The sequence below is a fragment of the Pseudomonas sp. NEEL19 genome, from assembly GCF_028751975.1.
GTDB lineage: Bacteria > Pseudomonadota > Gammaproteobacteria > Pseudomonadales > Pseudomonadaceae > Aquipseudomonas > Aquipseudomonas juntendi.
In genome coordinates this window covers 1,668,724-1,685,460 of record NZ_CP081491.1, presented here as the reverse complement: position 1 = coordinate 1,685,460, position 16,737 = coordinate 1,668,724, and the positions used below count along the sequence as shown (strand labels likewise).

General features: G+C 62.8%; 14 protein-coding genes. 1 reads left to right on the top strand and 13 read right to left on the bottom strand.

All coding sequences use genetic code 11. The features are described from left to right. Window positions 1-36: 36 nt before the first annotated feature. Window positions 37-2,661, bottom strand: coding sequence for an alanine--tRNA ligase (alaS, locus tag K4A76_RS07680; RefSeq protein ID WP_274411871.1), 2,625 nt, complete (start codon window positions 2,659-2,661; stop codon window positions 37-39). 265 nt (window positions 2,662-2,926) lie between these two features. On the opposite strand from alaS, the gene K4A76_RS07675 reads away from it, so the two are divergent. Then, a complete protein-coding gene (locus K4A76_RS07675) occupies window positions 2,927-4,204 on the top strand; it encodes a M91 family zinc metallopeptidase (RefSeq protein ID WP_054912729.1) in 1,278 nt (425 codons plus the stop codon). 8 nt (window positions 4,205-4,212) lie between these two features. Here K4A76_RS07675 and astE read toward each other — a convergent pair whose 3' ends face one another. The 12 genes from astE to K4A76_RS07615 all read right to left on the bottom strand — a co-directional run bounded on the left by astE (window position 4,213) and on the right by K4A76_RS07615 (window position 16,349). Continuing rightward, the gene (gene astE / locus K4A76_RS07670) at window positions 4,213-5,220 is read right to left on the bottom strand and encodes a succinylglutamate desuccinylase (RefSeq protein ID WP_274411870.1); all 1,008 of its coding nucleotides are present in this window, start codon (window positions 5,218-5,220) and stop codon (window positions 4,213-4,215) included. A gap of 10 nt (window positions 5,221-5,230) precedes the next feature. Continuing rightward, a complete protein-coding gene (locus tag K4A76_RS07665; RefSeq protein ID WP_009681477.1) occupies window positions 5,231-5,521 on the bottom strand; it encodes a hypothetical protein in 291 nt (96 codons plus the stop codon). Between the two features lie 13 nt (window positions 5,522-5,534). Then, window positions 5,535-6,884: an N-succinylarginine dihydrolase gene (astB, locus tag K4A76_RS07660; protein WP_009681478.1), complete on the bottom strand. Its 1,350-nt coding sequence runs from the start codon at window positions 6,882-6,884 to the stop codon at window positions 5,535-5,537. 23 nt (window positions 6,885-6,907) lie between these two features. Further along, window positions 6,908-8,371, bottom strand: coding sequence for a succinylglutamate-semialdehyde dehydrogenase (astD, locus tag K4A76_RS07655; RefSeq protein WP_274411869.1), 1,464 nt, complete (start codon window positions 8,369-8,371; stop codon window positions 6,908-6,910). Next, window positions 8,372-9,400 (bottom strand): arginine N-succinyltransferase, encoded by a 1,029-nt coding sequence (gene astA, locus K4A76_RS07650; protein ID WP_054912724.1) that lies wholly within the window; start codon window positions 9,398-9,400, stop codon window positions 8,372-8,374. A gap of 78 nt (window positions 9,401-9,478) precedes the next feature. Continuing rightward, the gene (gene aruF, locus K4A76_RS07645) at window positions 9,479-10,498 is read right to left on the bottom strand and encodes an arginine/ornithine succinyltransferase subunit alpha (protein ID WP_054912723.1); all 1,020 of its coding nucleotides are present in this window, start codon (window positions 10,496-10,498) and stop codon (window positions 9,479-9,481) included. Between the two features lie 135 nt (window positions 10,499-10,633). After that, complete coding sequence (locus tag K4A76_RS07640; RefSeq protein ID WP_161892610.1) at window positions 10,634-11,854, bottom strand: aspartate aminotransferase family protein; 1,221 nt, start codon at window positions 11,852-11,854, stop codon at window positions 10,634-10,636. A gap of 371 nt (window positions 11,855-12,225) precedes the next feature. Continuing rightward, window positions 12,226-13,206 (bottom strand): transcriptional regulator ArgR, encoded by a 981-nt coding sequence (gene argR / locus K4A76_RS07635; RefSeq protein ID WP_009681484.1) that lies wholly within the window; start codon window positions 13,204-13,206, stop codon window positions 12,226-12,228. A gap of 98 nt (window positions 13,207-13,304) precedes the next feature. Then, window positions 13,305-14,069, bottom strand: coding sequence for an ABC transporter ATP-binding protein (locus tag K4A76_RS07630; RefSeq protein ID WP_009681485.1), 765 nt, complete (start codon window positions 14,067-14,069; stop codon window positions 13,305-13,307). 22 nt (window positions 14,070-14,091) lie between these two features. Further along, on the bottom strand, window positions 14,092-14,790 hold the full coding sequence (locus K4A76_RS07625) for an ABC transporter permease (RefSeq protein ID WP_029887202.1): 699 nt from the start codon (window positions 14,788-14,790) through the stop codon (window positions 14,092-14,094). Further along, window positions 14,787-15,476: an ABC transporter permease gene (locus tag K4A76_RS07620; protein ID WP_173888015.1), complete on the bottom strand. Its 690-nt coding sequence runs from the start codon at window positions 15,474-15,476 to the stop codon at window positions 14,787-14,789. The genes K4A76_RS07625 and K4A76_RS07620 overlap by 4 nt, the downstream gene beginning before the upstream one ends. Window positions 15,477-15,563: 87 nt before the next feature. Then, entirely contained in the window at window positions 15,564-16,349 is a 786-nt protein-coding gene (locus K4A76_RS07615) for an ABC transporter substrate-binding protein (RefSeq protein WP_009681488.1), read from the bottom strand. Window positions 16,350-16,737: the final 388 nt, after the last annotated feature.

The window sequence follows — 16,737 nt, the reverse complement described above, 5'->3', positions numbered from 1 at the left end:
CTTCGCACCCGCCACTGAACCGCCTACCCCTTCATCTCAAAGTCCCTGCTCTGCGAATGGCACGACCAGCGCCAGGGCCTTGTCCAGCGCAGCGACGTCGACGCCACCGCCCTGGGCCATGTCCGGACGGCCACCGCCCTTGCCACCCACCGCCGCAGCGGCTTGCTTCATCAGATCGCCAGCCTTGAGTTGGCTGGAGAGGTCCTTGGTCACGCCGGCCACCAACACGACCTTGCCCTCATGCTCGCTGCCCAGCAGGATCACTGCGTGGCCGAGCTTGTTCTTCAACTGATCGACCAGGGCCAGCAGGGCCTTGCCATCCTGCCCATCCAGGCGGGCGGCGAGGACCTTGGCACCCTTGACCTCAACAGCCGCGTTGGAGAGATCGTCCCCTGCGGCGCTGGCGGCCTTGGCCTGCAGCTGTTCCAGCTGCTTCTCCAGCTGACGGTTGCGCTCAAGCACAGCCGACAACTTGTCGATCAGGTTGTCACGGTTACCCTTGACCAGTTGCGCGGCTTCCTTGACCTGCTCTTCGGCAGCGTTCAGGTAGGCCAGCGCAGCGGCGCCGGTGACTGCTTCGATACGGCGTACGCCAGAGGCCACGCCGCCTTCGCTGATGATCTTGAACAGGCTGATGTCACCGGTACGCTTGGCGTGGATACCGCCACACAGCTCAACCGAGAAATCGCCACCCATGGTCAACACGCGCACGGTATCGCCGTATTTCTCACCGAACAGCGCCATGGCACCTTTGGCCTTGGCGGTTTCGATGTCGGTCAGTTCGGTCTCGACCGGCGTGTTCTTGCGCACTTCGCGGTTGACGATGTCTTCCAGCTGCTTGAGCTGCTCCGGCTTCACTGCTTCGAAGTGGCTGAAGTCGAAACGCAGGCGCTGGCTGTCGACCAGCGAGCCCTTCTGTTGCACGTGCTCACCCAGCACCTGACGCAACGCTTCGTGCAGCAGGTGGGTAGCCGAGTGGTTCAGCGAGGTGGCGTGCTGAACGTCTGCATCGACCTTGGCCTCCACCGGCGCACCGATCAGCAGCGCACCGCTGGTGACCACACCGTGGTGCAGGAAGGCCCCGCCGGTCTTGGTGGTATCACGTACGTCAAAGCGTGCAGCACCCGCCTGCAGGTACCCGCTGTCACCCACCTGGCCGCCGGACTCGGCGTAGAACGGCGTGCGGTCGAGCACCACTACGCCCTGCTCGCCCACCCCCAGCTGGTCGACCGATTGGCCGTCCTTGTACAGGGCGATGATCTTGCCCTGGCCTTCGGTTGCGTCGTAGCCGAGGAACTCGGTGGCGCTGTCGACCTTGACCAGGCTGTTGTAGTCCATGCCGAAGGCGCTCGCAGAACGGGCGCGCTCCCGCTGGGCGTCCATTTCGCGTTCGAAGCCGGCTTCGTCGATGGTCAACTCGCGCTCACGGGCAATGTCGGCCGTCAGGTCCATCGGGAAACCGTAGGTGTCATACAGCTTGAACACCACATCGCCGGGTACCACGGCGCCTTGCAACTGGGCCAGATCTTGCTCGAGGATGCGCAGGCCCTGCTCCAGGGTCTTGGCAAACTGCTCTTCTTCGGCCTTGAGCACGCGCTCGATGTGCGCTTGCTGGCTGGTCAGCTCGGGGAAGGCTTCGCCCATTTCGGCCACCAGGGCAGCAACGATCTGGTAGAAGAAGCTGCCCTTGGCGCCCAGCTTGTTACCGTGGCGGCAAGCGCGGCGGATGATGCGGCGCAGTACATAGCCACGGCCTTCGTTGGATGGCAGCACGCCGTCGGCAATCAGGAAGCCGCAGGAGCGGATGTGGTCGGCCACCACTTTCAGCGAAGCCTGGCCGTCATTGCTACAACCGATGGCCTTGGCCGCCGCTGCCAGCAGGTTCTGGAACAGGTCGATCTCGTAGTTGGAGTGCACGTGCTGCAGCACGGCGCTGACACGCTCCAGGCCCATGCCGGTGTCCACCGACGGCGCTGGCAGTGGGTGCAGCACGCCATCGGCAGTGCGGTTGAACTGCATGAAGACGTTGTTCCAGATCTCGATGTAGCGGTCACCGTCTTCTTCCGGCGAACCGGGCGGGCCACCCCAGATGTCCGGGCCGTGGTCGTAGAAGATCTCGGTGCATGGGCCGCACGGGCCAGTATCGCCCATGGTCCAGAAGTTGTCGGAAGCGTAGGGGGCGCCCTTGTTGTCACCGATGCGCACCATGCGCTCGGCAGGCACGCCTACTTCCTTGGTCCAGATGTCGTAGGCTTCGTCGTCGGTGGCGTAGACCGTGACCCAGAGCTTTTCCTTGGGCAGGTTCAGCCATTTTTCCGAGGTCAGGAAGGTCCAGGCGAAGGTGATGGCGTCGCGCTTGAAGTAGTCGCCGAAGCTGAAGTTGCCCAGCATTTCGAAGAACGTGTGGTGACGCGCGGTGTAACCGACGTTTTCCAGGTCGTTGTGCTTGCCGCCCGCGCGCACGCACTTCTGGCTGCTGACCGCACGGGTATAGGCACGCTTCTCGGCACCGAGGAAGCAGTCCTTGAACTGGTTCATGCCTGCGTTGGTGAACAGCAGGGTCGGGTCGTTGTTCGGGATCAGCGAACTGGAGGCAACTCGGGTATGGCCCTGCTCTTCGAAGAAGCGAAGGAAGGCTTCACGGATTTCTGCGCTTTTCATAGGTTCTTCCACGGAAACGGCGGCCGTTTGGGCTAATACGTCGAATCGACGAAACGACGGCAAAGGGCGCCATTATAGCCAGCCTGAACAGGAGATACAGTGTGTTTGTACACCAGAACGGCATTGCGCGGATGAAATGCCGTTCATCGACACTGTCAAGGTCGCCTGGCAGCGCTGCACAGCCACGCTGGCGGTACATAAGCAACACCTGGGCACCTAGTCCAAAGGGGATGCTGCGCCTTTCTTCTCGATACCGGAATGCGCCATGCCTGAGCTGAACCTGTCCAAACTGCACTCGGACCCACACCCGCTCCCCCACCCTACGCCATTGATCAATGCCAGCCCCGTCTATTACCTCGACGATCGACAGGCTGGCAGCCACCACACCGCATTCATCAACAAGGACCACCCCCAGCAGCAGACAGAGGTGAAGTACATCCAGGCTGATGGCAATGTGCGTATCACCCTGGAACGCGCCTATGCGCTGGGGCGACGCTACCGTCGCCTGGCGCCCAGCACCGAGCTGCTGGTGTTCAATGTCGCCCCGCGCGCCACAGGTTCGGATGCACGGCAAAAACGTGTGCAGATCACGACCCACGACTGCTTGCTGGAAGTCACGGTCAACGGCGCGGTATTCATGGTCGCCCAGCATACCGCTGAAGCCATTGCCATTCGCCTGACCGACGGCGGGCACCAGGTGGTCATTACCGGGCAGGTCCGCAAGCCGGTACTGATCGACATGATCGGCAGCGGCAACAGCATCGAGACAGGGGCCGGCATGGTGCACATTGATGCGCACACCGGCACGCACCAGGTAGTCGTCGGTAGCGGCCCTGTCCTGATCGACAAAGGCGATGCGGTGGTCAATGTCACCGGCCACTGCCTGCTTGGCCAGGCCAATTCCAGCACCGTGCTCTACCGCAACACGGCGTACGATGCGCACCTGGCCCAGCCTGTAGCGGCCGAGCATCAGGCGCTAGGCCGCGTCGGCGTGCAAGTGACGGGTGATGAGGCGTTCCGCCAGGCGGTAGAAGATGCGCTGGTGCTGATGCGCAAATTGCCGTGCGGCCAAGCACTGCTGGCAGGCCTGGACAACAAGGCCGGGCATACCGGAAAACCGATCAGGGTGAGCGAAGCGGCCAGGCAACAATTCACTTGCTACACCCCCAGCGATGACGAGCAGGACGAAGACGAAGGCCACTTCATCATCAACGAAAACCAGAGCAGCTGGGGCTACAGCGGTGGCATGCTGGCCTACAACCCGAACTGGTCGACGGCAACCCAATTGCCGCTGCTGGACCTGTACCGCTGCCTGTGCCAGGGCTGGAATTCCATGACCGGCACCGTGTTCCCAGGCCAGACAGAGGTTCAGGGCACTTACGGCGCCTACCCGGTAGACAACCTGTTACTGCAAAGCATCGGCTTGCCCACCGACTGCAAATTCAACTTTGGAGGCGCTACTGCGCTGAACACCAACCCCGCCGCTTTCACTGAGAACGGATTGCGCCAGGCACTGCAACTGGAACTGCGCACGCAACTGTAAGCAACCCCTCAGCTCAACCGCTGCCCCGCATCGGGCACGATCAGAAGCCCTGCCCTGAGGCCATTCTTGACCTTGGGGTTGGGGAAGATGATGCGCGTGCCCTCTTCCTCGACCACCCAGCGCATCTCGGCCAGGTCTTCAGCCAGCAGGTAACCTTTACTCAGTTCGGAAAAATTCTCGATATCCGCCGGCAGGTGCAGGTGAAAGCTGTCGCTGTGCTTGATGATTTCGCGGGAGACACTGAACAGCTGCAGGCCACCCAGCGAGTCTTCGTCTTCGGGTTCTTCAGCCGTGATGATCCTGATCAGGCGGTCTTGGAGCTTGTCGAGGTTGACTTGCTCGTTCTGGCCGAACGGGCGGGCCTTGCCCAGCTCCAGGGTGAACGCTTCAGCCTCCAGCTGTTCGTAGGTAAAGGCGCTGAAGGTGATGGAAGGCTTGCTTTGCAGCAATACCGCCTGCATGCCCGCCGCTGCCAGGCGTACCAGTTGGCGACGGGAGTGCTGGCGCCCCTCTTTATAGGGGTACAAGGCAAACTGCTCGATCTTCGAACCGCGGATGGCAGTATGCAGGTCGTAATGCAGGCGGCTGCGCCCCGTCTTGCTGAAGAACACCCGGGCGAACTGCTCGAGCTCGGCCGCACGCAACGCCTCGAAACCGCTGGACAGCTCGTGGCGCCCGTTGAACAGGCGGTTGATGTCCTGTTCGATGAAACGCTCACCCTTGCGCATCGCCACCGGGTTGCCGAACAGGAACAACACCCGCGCCTTGGGCTTGATCGACCCGTCGGCCACGCCATGCAGCAACCGTTCGAGCAACTCGATCGGCGCTGTCTCGTTACCATGAATACCGGCAGACAACAGCAAGTCCAGGCCGCAATCCTCGCTGTCGGGTGGGCGCACTTCGAGCGCCCCCTCCCCTAGCCAGCGCAAACGCGTGCCCTTGGTGGTCACTTGGGTCTTCTCGGCCGGTTCGTGATCGGTGAGGGTCAGCTCAAGCAATTTACCAAGGGCGAGCATAGGAACTTCCTTAGTGGGTGTGGCCGCAGTCGGGGCCATGGACGTGATCGTCGTCTTCGCCAAGCTCTGCAGGTTCCATTTCCAGCTGCAGGCTGACCAGGTTGGTGGCCATGGGCCGCAGCAGCAGGTTGGCGTACTCGGCGTCGCCTTCCTCGACATCCACACCGATCAGCAACTGGCCGCGGCCATCCTGCTGGATCCACACTTCCTTGCCTTGCCAAACCACGGCAAAACGGGTGCAGGAGGTTTCGAGCTGGGTGCCGTCTTCATCTTCGAGGATCAGGCGCAGGGCGTCGGTCATTACAATTCTCTCTTCAAGGTTGGCGTTGGAACGGGTACACCGAGCCCAACTTCAGAATCTGGGTCAATTCATCCAGTGCGGTACGGCACTCCACCAGCAGTTGCGGGTCGGCCAGGTCCGCCTCGACCAGGCGATCACGGTAGTGCTTGTCGACCCATTGCAGCAGGGTGTCGTACAGCGGGGCGGTCATGATAACGCCTTGGTTGACCGCCGCCAGTTCCGTTTCATTCAAGGCCACGCGCAAACGCAGGCAAGCCGGGCCCCCGCCGTTCTGCATGCTCTGCTTGAGGTCGAACACCTTGACCTCCTTCACCGGGCCGCCCTGGCGGGTCAACTGCCCAAGGTACGCCCAGACGCGTTCATTGTTGCGGCACTCTTCCGGCACCACCAGCAGCATGGAGCCGTCGTCACGGCTGAGCAACTGGCTGTTGAACAGGTAGGAACGCACTGCATCCTCTACCGCCACTGCCGAGCGCGGCACGCAGATGGCCTGGAAACGGCCGCCCTTGCTGGCCAGTTTAGCGCGCAACTGGCCCAGTACCGTGTCAGTCTCGAGGAAAGCGTCCTCGTGGTAGAACAGCACCTCGCCATTGCCCACCGCAATCACGTCATTGTGGAACACGCCCTGGTCGATCACCGCCGGGTTCTGTTGAGCGTAGACCACCCCGTCCTCATGCAGGCCATGCAAACGGGCCACCGCCTGCGAAGCCTCCAGGGTCTGCCGGGCGGGGTATTTCTGCGGTGCCGGGTAACGGCTGTCGAATGCACTGCGGCCGTAGACGAAGAACTCCACGCCAGCCTCCCCATAGGCGCGGCAGAAGCGCGTATGGTTGGCAGCGCCCTCGTCACCGAACTGCGCCACGGCAGGCAACGCCGGGTGGTGGGCGAAGCGTTGCTCGTCGTTGAACATCGCGGCCAGCACGCGACTGGTGGTCGGGTGCTCGATGCTGCGGTGGTATTTGCAATTGAGGTTGGCGGCAGTGAAGTGCACGCGGCCATCGGCGGTGTCGGCACTGGGGCTGACCGTGGCAGCGTTGGCCACCCACATGCTCGAAGCCGAACAGGTGGCCACCAGCAACGGCATGGCCTCTTTGGCAGCGCGCTGGATCACGTCGGCATCGCTGCCGCTGAAGCCCAGACGGCGGAGCGCGGCCACATCCGGGCGCTCCTGCGGCGCCAGCACGCCCTGCTTGAAGCCCATGTCGGCCAATGCCTTCATCTTCGCCAGGCCCTGGCGTGCAGCTTCGCGCGGGCTGGAGCCTTGCTGGCTGTTGCTTTGCGAAGCCACGTTACCGTAGGACAGGCCGCCGTAGTTGTGGGTAGGCCCCACCAGGCCATCAAAATTCACTTCATAGGATTTCATCGGCAAGGCTCCGTGACCTGTTGTTATAGGGTGACGCCCGGCGTAAGGGTGGCCGGCAAGGCAAGGCTGGCAGTCTCCAGCGAAGCCACGGGGTAAGCGCAGTAGTCGGCCGCGTAATAAGCACTGGCGCGATGGTTGCCACTGGCACCGACGCCACCGAAGGGTGCGCTGCTGGCTGCACCGGTCAGTTGCTTGTTCCAGTTGACGATGCCGGCGCGGCTGCGCAGCCAGAAATGCTGGTAGCGGGCGCGCGAATCGGACAGCAAGCCGGCAGCCAGGCCGTACTGGGTGTTGTTGGCTTCATCGATGGCCGCATCGAAATCGGCATAGCGGACCACTTGCAGCAGCGGGCCGAAGAACTCTTCATCCGGGCGCTGCGCCACGGCGCTGACATCGACGATGCCAGGGGTAAGCAATGCGGCATCGGCTTGCGGCTGCGTCATTTCCAGGAGTTTCACCCCGCCCTTGGCGGCCAGTTCGGCCTGGGCAGCCAGCAGCGCCTGCGCGGCCTGCAGCGAAATCACCGAGCCCATGAACGGTGCCGGCTGCTCATCGAACGCCCCCACCGTGATGGTTCTGCACACCTCGACCAAGCGCGCGAGCAGCGCATCGCCCCAGGCACCCTGGGGCACCAGCAGGCGACGTGCGCAGGTGCAGCGCTGGCCGGCGGAAATGAACGCCGACTGAATGATGGTGTAAACCGCAGCGTCGAGGTCCTTGACCTCGTCTACCAGCAATGGGTTGTTGCCGCCCATTTCCAGCGCCAGGATCTTGTCTGGGCGCCCGGCAAACTGCTGGTGCAACAGGTTGCCAGTGCGGCTGGAACCGGTAAAGAACACGCCATCGATACCTGGGTCGCCAGTCAGTGCCACGCCGGTTTCACGCCCGCCCTGAACCAGGTTCAGCACACCCGCCGGCAGGCCGGCGGCGATCCAGCAGTGCACCGTCAGTTCGGCCACCTTGGGGGTCAGCTCACTCGGTTTGAACACCACGCAGTTGCCCGCCAGCAGCGCCGGAACGATATGCCCGTTCGGCAGGTGGCCTGGGAAGTTGTAAGGGCCGAACACCGCGACCACACCATGGGGCTTGTGCCGCAGCACTGCCGTGGCATCGGCCAGCGGGCCGCTCTTTTCACCGGTACGCTCGCGGTAACTTTGTACGGAAATGGCCACCTTGTTGATCATGCTGGTCACTTCGGTGGCCGACTCCCACAGCGGTTTGCCGGTTTCCTCGCCAATGCACTGGGCCATGGCTTCGGCATGCGCCTTCAACTGTGCGGCAAATTGCTCCAGCACACCGATGCGCGCGTCCAGGCTCAGTTGCGCCCAGGCTGGGAACGCCTGGCGCGCAGCCTTTACGGCGGCGCCGACCTGGCTGGCGTCGGCGCCCTGCCCCTGCCAGATCACGGCCTGGGTGACCGGGTTCAGCGATTGCAGGGGCTCGCCCTGGCCGGCCTGCCAATTGCCGGCGATGTAGTGCGTGGTCATTTACTGGCCCTCCCGGCTCGCCGACATAGGTACCGCGCGCACATTGTCGCCGGCGCCCATGCGCAGGCGTTTGGCGGTCAGCGGGTCGACCACCAGGGTTCCGGCGGCCAGCCGCGCAGGTGCAGCGGTGATACGGCAGTCGTCGCGCTTGCGGTTGTGGATGATGTAGGGGGTGGCGTCATCGCCCGGCGTGCCGACCGCCAGCACCAGCGTCTGGCTGTCGCGCACGGCGCGGATCCTGGCGGTGTCACACTCGATGGCCGGGCCGGCGTCGAAAATGTCGACGTAGCCCTGGTAAGTGAAACCTTCCTGCTTGAGCATGGCCAGTGCCGGCTCGGTGTCCTTGTGCACACGGCCGATCACGTTGCGCGCCGCGTCGGACAGGAAGCAGGTGTACAGCGGGAACTTCGGCATCAGCTCGGCGATGAACGACTTGTTGCCCACGCCGGTCAGGTAGTCCGCCTGGCTGAACTCCATCTTGAAGAAGTGCCGGCCCAGGCTTTCCCAGAACGGCGAACGCCCCTGCTCATCCGACATGCCGCGCATTTCGGCGATGATCTTCTTGCCGAACAACTCGGGGAACTCGGCAATGAACAGCATGCGCGCCCGCGACAGCAAGCGGCCGTTGAGCCCGGCGCGGTAGTCGCTGCGCAGGAACAGCGAGCACAGCTCGGAGTTGCCGGTCAGGTCGTTGGCCAGAAACAGCGTAGGGATTTCGCGGTAGATCTTCAGCTCCTGCGAGGCACTGACGGTCAGGCCGACCCGGTAGTTGTACCAAGGCTCGCGCAAGCCTACGGCACCGGCGATGGCACTGATGCCTACCACCAGGCCTTCGTCGTTTTCCAGCACGAACAGGTAGTCGGTGTCGCCGCGCTCGGCCTCGCCCCGAAAGCTCTTTTCCGCCCAACCTACGCGATGCTCCAGGCGCTCTTCGTTGGCCGGCAGCGTGGTCAGCCCGGTGGTGCCGGTGCTGCGTGCCAATTCGATCAACGCAGGCAAATCGCTGCTGCGTACAGGACGAACGATCATGCTATCTCCTTGTGCGGCGGCATGGGCCGGCGCGAAACTCTGCTAACGCATCAATCCCGAAACGCCTGTTGCCAGACCTCAGGCCGCCACCAGGCGCACGCTGGCGCCCTCACCCACGCCCAGCGCCTCGGCTGCTGCAACGCTCAGGCTGACCGGCTTGCCGGGCACCCAATCCAGCTCCAGCAGCACTGCCCGGTAGTCCTGCAACAGGCCGTTGCACACCAGGTACGGGCGCCCGCCCTTGGTTGGCGCGTCGTCGATTTTCACCGGGGCCACCCGGCTCTGGGCGATCGAGCGGATGCCCGAGGTACGCGCATGCAAGGTTGGGCCGCCGTCGAATATGTCGATGTAGTGCTCGGTCTCGAAGCCCTCACGCATGAGGATGTCGAAGGTGATCTGCGCCCGCGGGTGCACCTGACCCATGGCTTCCTGCGCCAGGTCTGGCAGCAGCGGCACGTAGATCGGGTAGTGCGGCATGAGTTCGGCGAGAAAGGTGCGGCTCTTCAGGCCGCACAGGCGCTCGGCATCGGCATAGTTGAGGTCGAAGAAATTGCGCCCAATGGCGTCCCAAAACGGCGATTCGCCCTTTTCGTCGCTGTAACCGACGATCTCGGTCACCACCGAGTCAGCGAAGCGTTCCGGGTGCGCAGCCATGAACAGCAGGCGGCCGCGGGAATTGAGTTCGGCCCAGCCGCTGTTCACCAGCTCTGGCAACACGTAGAAACTGGTCAGCAGGCTGTTGCCGGTCAGGTCATGGCACAGCGAGAGCACGTGGATCTTGTTGTGGATCTTCAGCTCGCGCGAGGCGTGCACGAAGGTCTCGTTGCGAAAACTGTAGAACGGCTCGGAGTAGCCAGCCGAGGCCACGATGGCCGAGCAGCCGGCGAGCTTGCCGGTTTCGCTGTCTTCGAGCACGAAGAAGTAGCTTTCCTCGCCATTGAAGCTGACCTCCGCGGCGAAGGACGTCTCGGAGGCGGCAATCTTGTCGCCCAGGCGAGCAGAGTCGTCCGGCAGCGAGGTGACACCAATGGGGCTGTCGGCAGCCATGCGCTGCACTTCGTTCAGATCAGCCATTTGCGCGGGGCGCATCACCAGCATGGTGTCACTCCTTTGGAATACGGGCCGCTCATGGCGGCACGGAAAAACGGCAGGCGCATGGGCACCTGCTGTGGAATCGCAAATCGCCGGCCTGGTACAACCTTGGCTGCGGCCGGCGAAGGGACCGCAGGCGGATCAGCCTTGGGTCAGCGTGGCAACGGCGCGCTCGAAGCGGTCCAGGCCTGCATCGATATCGGCGTCTTCAACCACCAGGCTTGGCGCGAAGCGGACCACGTCCGGACCGGCCTGCAGCACCATCACGCCTTCTTTCTCGGCGGCATTGAGTACGTCCTTGGCCTTGCCTTGCCAGGCCTCGGCCAAGACGCAACCCAGCAGCAGGCCAACACCACGCACCTGGCTGAACAGGCTGTACTTCTGCCCGATCTGCTCCAGGCGGGCCTTGAACCGCGCGTGCTTGGCATTGATGCCGGCCAGGGTTTCCGGGGTGTTGACCACGTCCAGCACCGCGCAGGCAACCGCGCAGCCCAGCGGGTTGCCGCCGTAGGTGGTGCCGTGGGTGCCCACAGCCAGGTGCTTGGCCAGCTCGGTGGTGGTCAGCATGGCGCCGATCGGGAAGCCACCGCCCAAGCTCTTGGCGCTGGTGAGGATATCCGGGGTCACGCCGTAGTGCTGGTAGGCATACAGCGAGCCGGTACGGCCCACACCCGTCTGCACTTCGTCGAAGATCAGCAGGGCATTGTGCTCGTCACACAGCTTGCGAGCGCCTTCAAGGTAAGCCTTGTCGGCCGGCACCACGCCGCTCTCACCCTGGATCGGCTCGATCACCACGGCGCACGTCTTGTCGGAAATCTGTGCCTTCAACGCTTCCAGGTCGTTGTACGGCACGTGGCTGATGCCGGTGATCTTCGGGCCGAAGCCATCGGAGTACTTCGGCTGGCCGCCGACGCTGACGGTAAACAGGGTACGACCGTGGAAACTGTTCACGGTGGCGATGATTTCGTGCTTTTCAGGGCCGAAGCGGTCATGGGCAACCCGGCGGGCCAGCTTGAAGGCAGCCTCGTTGGCCTCGGCGCCGGAGTTGCAGAAGAACGCACGGTCGGCAAAGGTGGCGCTTACCAGCTTGTGGGCCAGGCGCAAAGCCGGTTCGTTGGTGAATACGTTGGAGACGTGCCAGAGGGTGTTGGCCTGCTCGGTCAAGGCCTTGACCAGCGCCGGGTGGCAGTGGCCCAGGGCGTTTACCGCGATGCCGCCGGCAAAGTCGATCAACTCGCGACCGGACTGGTCCCAGACACGGGAACCCTCGCCTCGCACAGGAATGAAGGCCGCCGGAGAATAGTTGGGGACCATGACCTGGTCGAAATCGGCACGTTGCACCGGGGCTTGCTCAACGGACATCTGAGTCTCCTGAAGAGGAACGCTGGCCTGGAAGTGGCGAGCGATGGGGGGATTGTAAGGACTGATCTGCGCCTGTCCTTGCGGCCAAGCGACAACTTGTTACAGCGCAAAACCCAGTTTTAGCAAGGTTTTCGGCAATGCGACAAACACTGTCGCAATCGCGCAGTGTACGGGAGAGAGGGGGCGGGGTGAACGGGTGTTCACCTGGAGATGAAGGAGTAGAAGGTGCAAGCCGATATTTTTATGCCGGGGCGGGTGTGAGGCGTTGGTATCGCGCCGTGGCGGGTGCATGACGTTGTTCTAGTAGCGCGGCGCACGATATCCGCCCCACCATCACCTTCAAGGCATACACCCCGACCCCAACCGAGCTATCAACCCTTTTCAGCCGGCGCCGAACTCAACTCGAACGGGCTGCTGCTACGCCGCTGGTTACGGTCTTCCCGCGGCGTGGCACCAAAGAAATTGCGGTACGCACTGGAAAAATGCGGCCCCGACGAGAAACCACAGGAAAGCCCGATCTGGATGATCGATTTGCTGGTCTGCATCAGCATCTGCCGCGCCTTGTTCAGCCGCAGCTCCAGGTAGTACTGGCTCGGCACGCGGTTCAGGTACTGCTTGAAAATGCGCTCCAACTGCCGGCGCGAGACGCATACGTGCTGGGCAATTTCGTCGGTGGTCAGCGGTTCTTCGATATTGGCTTCCATCAGCAATACCGCCTGGGTCAGCTTGGGGTGGCTGGAGCCAAGACGATTCTGCAGCGGAATGCGTTGGCGCTCGCCCCCCTCGCGGATACGCTCGACCACCAGTTCCTCCGACACCGCACCGGCAAGCTCGGCGCCGTGATCGCGGGCCAGCACCGCCAGCAGCAGGTCGGTAACGGCCATGCCGCCGCACGCCGTGAGGCGGTCACGATCCCAGTCAAACAGGTGGCTGGTGGCGATGACCCTGGGGAAGCGCTCGGCAAAATCATCCTGCCAACGCCAGTGCACGGCAGCCCGGTAACCATCGAGCAAACCCAGCATCGCCAGCGGGTACACACCGGCTGCAAGCCCCCCGATCATGCAGCCGCTGCGCGCCAGCTGCTTGAGCGCGGCCGACAACGCAGCCCCTACCGCCACGGGTGGCTCGTCTGCCAGCAGGAACAGCTTGTGACAACCTTCCAGGCCACCGTTCCAGGGCTCGCCTGGCAGGCGCCAGGCACCTTCCGGCGCAGGCTCGGCCTGCAGGAACGACAGTTCGTAGACCACGTCCGGATGCACCCGCTGCGCCACCTGCAACACTTCCTCGGCCAGCGCCAGGGTCAAGGGCCTGGTGCTGGGCCAGATGAGAAAACCGATTCGCTGGGTGGTCATAAGGTACGGTCCGAAACCTGAGGTCGTTCGAGTCTGTGCGCCGGGTCAGGCCGCGCTCGCCGCGCAGCATGCCCTATTCTGGTGCAAAAATGCAGCTTTTACTTCAGGCTGCCGGAGAGGAACTGCTTCAGGCGTTCCGACTGCGGGTTGGCCAGCACTTCACGCGGGCAGCCGGTCTCTTCCACCAGCCCCTTGTGCAAGAACACCAACTGGTTGGACACCTCGCGGGCAAAGCCCATTTCGTGGGTGACCACGACCATGGTCCGGCCTTCCTGGGCCAGCGCCTGCATTACCTTCAGCACATCGCCGACCAGCTCGGGGTCGAGTGCCGAAGTCGGCTCGTCGAACAGCATAACCTCCGGCTCCACCGCCAGGGCCCGGGCAATTGCCACACGTTGTTGCTCCCCGCCAGACATGTGCCCCGGGAAGGCGTCCTTGCGGTGGGCGACACCCACCTTGGCCAGGTAGTGCTCGGCCTTTTCCAGGGCTTCCTTGCGGTTCACGCCCAACACATGCACCGGCGCCTCGATGATGTTCTCCAGCGCGGTCATGTGCGACCACAGGTTGAAATGCTGAAACACCATCGACAGCCGCGAGCGCATGCGCTGCAACTGACGCGGGTCTGCGGCCTTCAGCGCGCCGTCCTTGCCAGCGACCAGCCTGAGCTCTTCGTTGTTGAGCAGGATCTTGCCGGCGTGCGGCTGCTCCAGCAGGTTGATGCAACGCAGGAAGGTCGACTTGCCCGAACCGCTGGAGCCGATGATGCTGATGACGTCGCCGGCCTTGGCCGCCAGCGACACGCCCTTGAGTACTTCATGGCTGCCGTAGCGCTTGTGCAGGTCTTGGACTTCGAGTTTGTACATGCTGTCGATTCTCACAAAGCGGTCAGTGCTTTCGTGGCGCCAGGTAGCCGAGCCAGCGGCGTTCGGCCATCTTGAACAGGCGCACCAGGATGAAGGTCAGGCACAGGTAGAACACGCCCGCCGTGATATAGGCCTCGAAAGGCAGGTAGTACTGCGCATTGACCGTGCGTGCGGCGCCGGTTATGTCGATCAGGGTGACGATCGACGCCAGGCTGGTGGTCTGCAGCATCATGATCACTTCGTTGCTGTACTGCGGCAGCGCCCGGCGCAGGGCCGAAGGCAGCAGGATGCGGCGGTACATCTTCATGCGCGACATGCCCATGGCCTTGGCCGCCTCGATCTCGCCATGCGGCGTGGCCTTGAGGCTGCCGGCGATGATTTCTGCGGTGTAGGCACTGGTGTTGATGCCGAACGCCAGGCACGCACAGAAGGTGGCGCTGGACAACAGCGGCCAGAAGACACTGTCGCGTACCGCTTCGAACTGGGCCAGGCCGTAGTAGATCAGAAACAGCTGCACCAGCATCGGCGTCCCGCGGATCACATAGGTATAGAGCCAGGCGGTGAAGTTGACCACCGGCTGCCGCGACACCCGCATCAGGCCCAACGGAATAGCCCCCAGCAAGCCGAAGAACAACGAAATGGCCAGCAGCTTGAGGGTGGTCAGCAGGCCGCCGAAGTACATCGGCAACGCCTCCCAGATGACGTTGTAGTCGAAGATCATAGTTCAGCCACCTTGACGCCCACCGAGTAGCGGCGCTCCAGAAACTTCAGGGCCAGCAGCGAAACACTGGTCAGCACCAGGTACAACGCGGCCACCGCCAGGAAGAAGGTGAACGGCTCGCGCGTGGCGTCGGCCGCCTGTTTGGCCTTGAACATCATGTCCTGCAGGCCGACCACCGAAATCAGCGCGGTGGCTTTGGTCAGCACCAGCCAGTTGTTGGTGAAACCAGGAATCGCCAGGCGGATCATTTGCGGAACCTGGATACGGAAGAACACCTGGCGCGCGTTCATGCCATAGGCGAACCCCGCCTCGGCCTGCCCCTTGGGAATGCCGAGGAAGGCGCCGCGGAAGGTTTCCGACAGGTAGGCACCGAAGATGAAGCCCAGGGTACCGATGCCCGCGATCAGCGGGTTGAGGTCGATGTAGTCTTCGTAGCCGAGCAGCGGCGCCACCCGGTTGATGATGTCTTGTCCGCCGTAGAAGATCAGCAGGATCAGGACCAGGTCCGGAATGCCACGGATGACCGTGGAATACAGGTCGCCAAGCCAGGCCAGCCAGCGCACCGGCGACAAGCGCAGCGCCACACCGATCAGGCCGAGCACGATGGCCAGGGCCATCGACGACAGGGCAAGCTGCAGCGTCAGCCACGCCCCGTCGAGGATGACTGCCCCGTAGCCTTTCAACATGATGAGGTCCTCGACCTAGAGAATGAAAAATGGTGCAAACCTCAGAGCCTCTGCTGTTTGCACCATTGCACAGGTAAACCCGACGTCTTAGTTCGAGTCTGGACCGTAGATGTCGAAGTTGAAGTACTTCTTCTCGATTTCCTGGTACTTGCCGTTGGCGCGGATGGCGTCGATGGCCTTGTTGATGCGCTCGCGGTTGGCGTCGTCGCCCTTGCGTACGGCAATGCCGATACCGTCACCGAAGTACTTGGCGTCGGTGAAGGCCGGGCCTACGAAGGCAAAGCCCTTGCCGGCGTCGGTTTTCAGGAAACCGTCTTCCAGCAGGGTGGCGTCAGCCACGGTGCCATCGAGGCGACCGGCTGCCACGTCCAGGTAGATTTCGTTCTGGGTGCCGTAAGGCACGACGGTGGCACCTTTGGCGCCCAGCACTTCCTTGGCGAAGCGGTCGTGGATCGAGCCGCGCTGTACGCCGATCTTCTTGCCCTTGAGTTCGTCCAGGCTGTCGCTGACGGTGGTGCCTTCCTTCATGACCAGGCGCGCCGGCGTCAGGTAGTAGCGCTTGGTGAAGTCGACCGACTTCTTGCGGTCTTCGGTGATCGACATCGACGACAGGATGGCGTCGATCTTGCGCACCTTCAGCGCCGGAATCAGGCCATCGAATTCTTGCTCGACCCAGGTGCACTTGGCCTTCATCTCTTCGCACAAGGCGTTGCCGATGTCGTAGTCGAAGCCAGCAATGCTGCCGTCGGGCTGTTTGAAGGCGAAAGGTGGGTAGGCGGCCTCGATGCCGATTTTCAACGGCTTTTCATCGGCCTGCGACACCAGGGAAAACACGGACAGCGCCAGGGCGCCAAGCAGTGCAAGCTTCTTCATCAGGTAACTCCATCGGTACGGGGCAATACAAGGCAGATCACGGCTGCCCGATATGCGAATGAGTACAACGCGAGCCGCGCAGGGTTCGACCAAGGCCGCATACCACGAGCGAGTGTGTGGCATTCTAACGACAGCCCGGTAGTCGATATTTCTTCAAAGCGACAACTACTTATAGAAGCGCCTGAAACCGCCGCGGGCGATGTTGACAGCCATTGCAAAATATGCAAAAGCGCAAGAAATAGAACCTATAGAACTAGCAATTCCTGGGCCTATTATTGGCAAAGCCTTGAATTACGGCAAGTGGGACGAGCGGCACGGCTGTAAATGCCATGAAGCTGCACTGGAATGGGCCGGTTTTGTTTCCCCGCGCCCCGCCATTGTGCGGCAC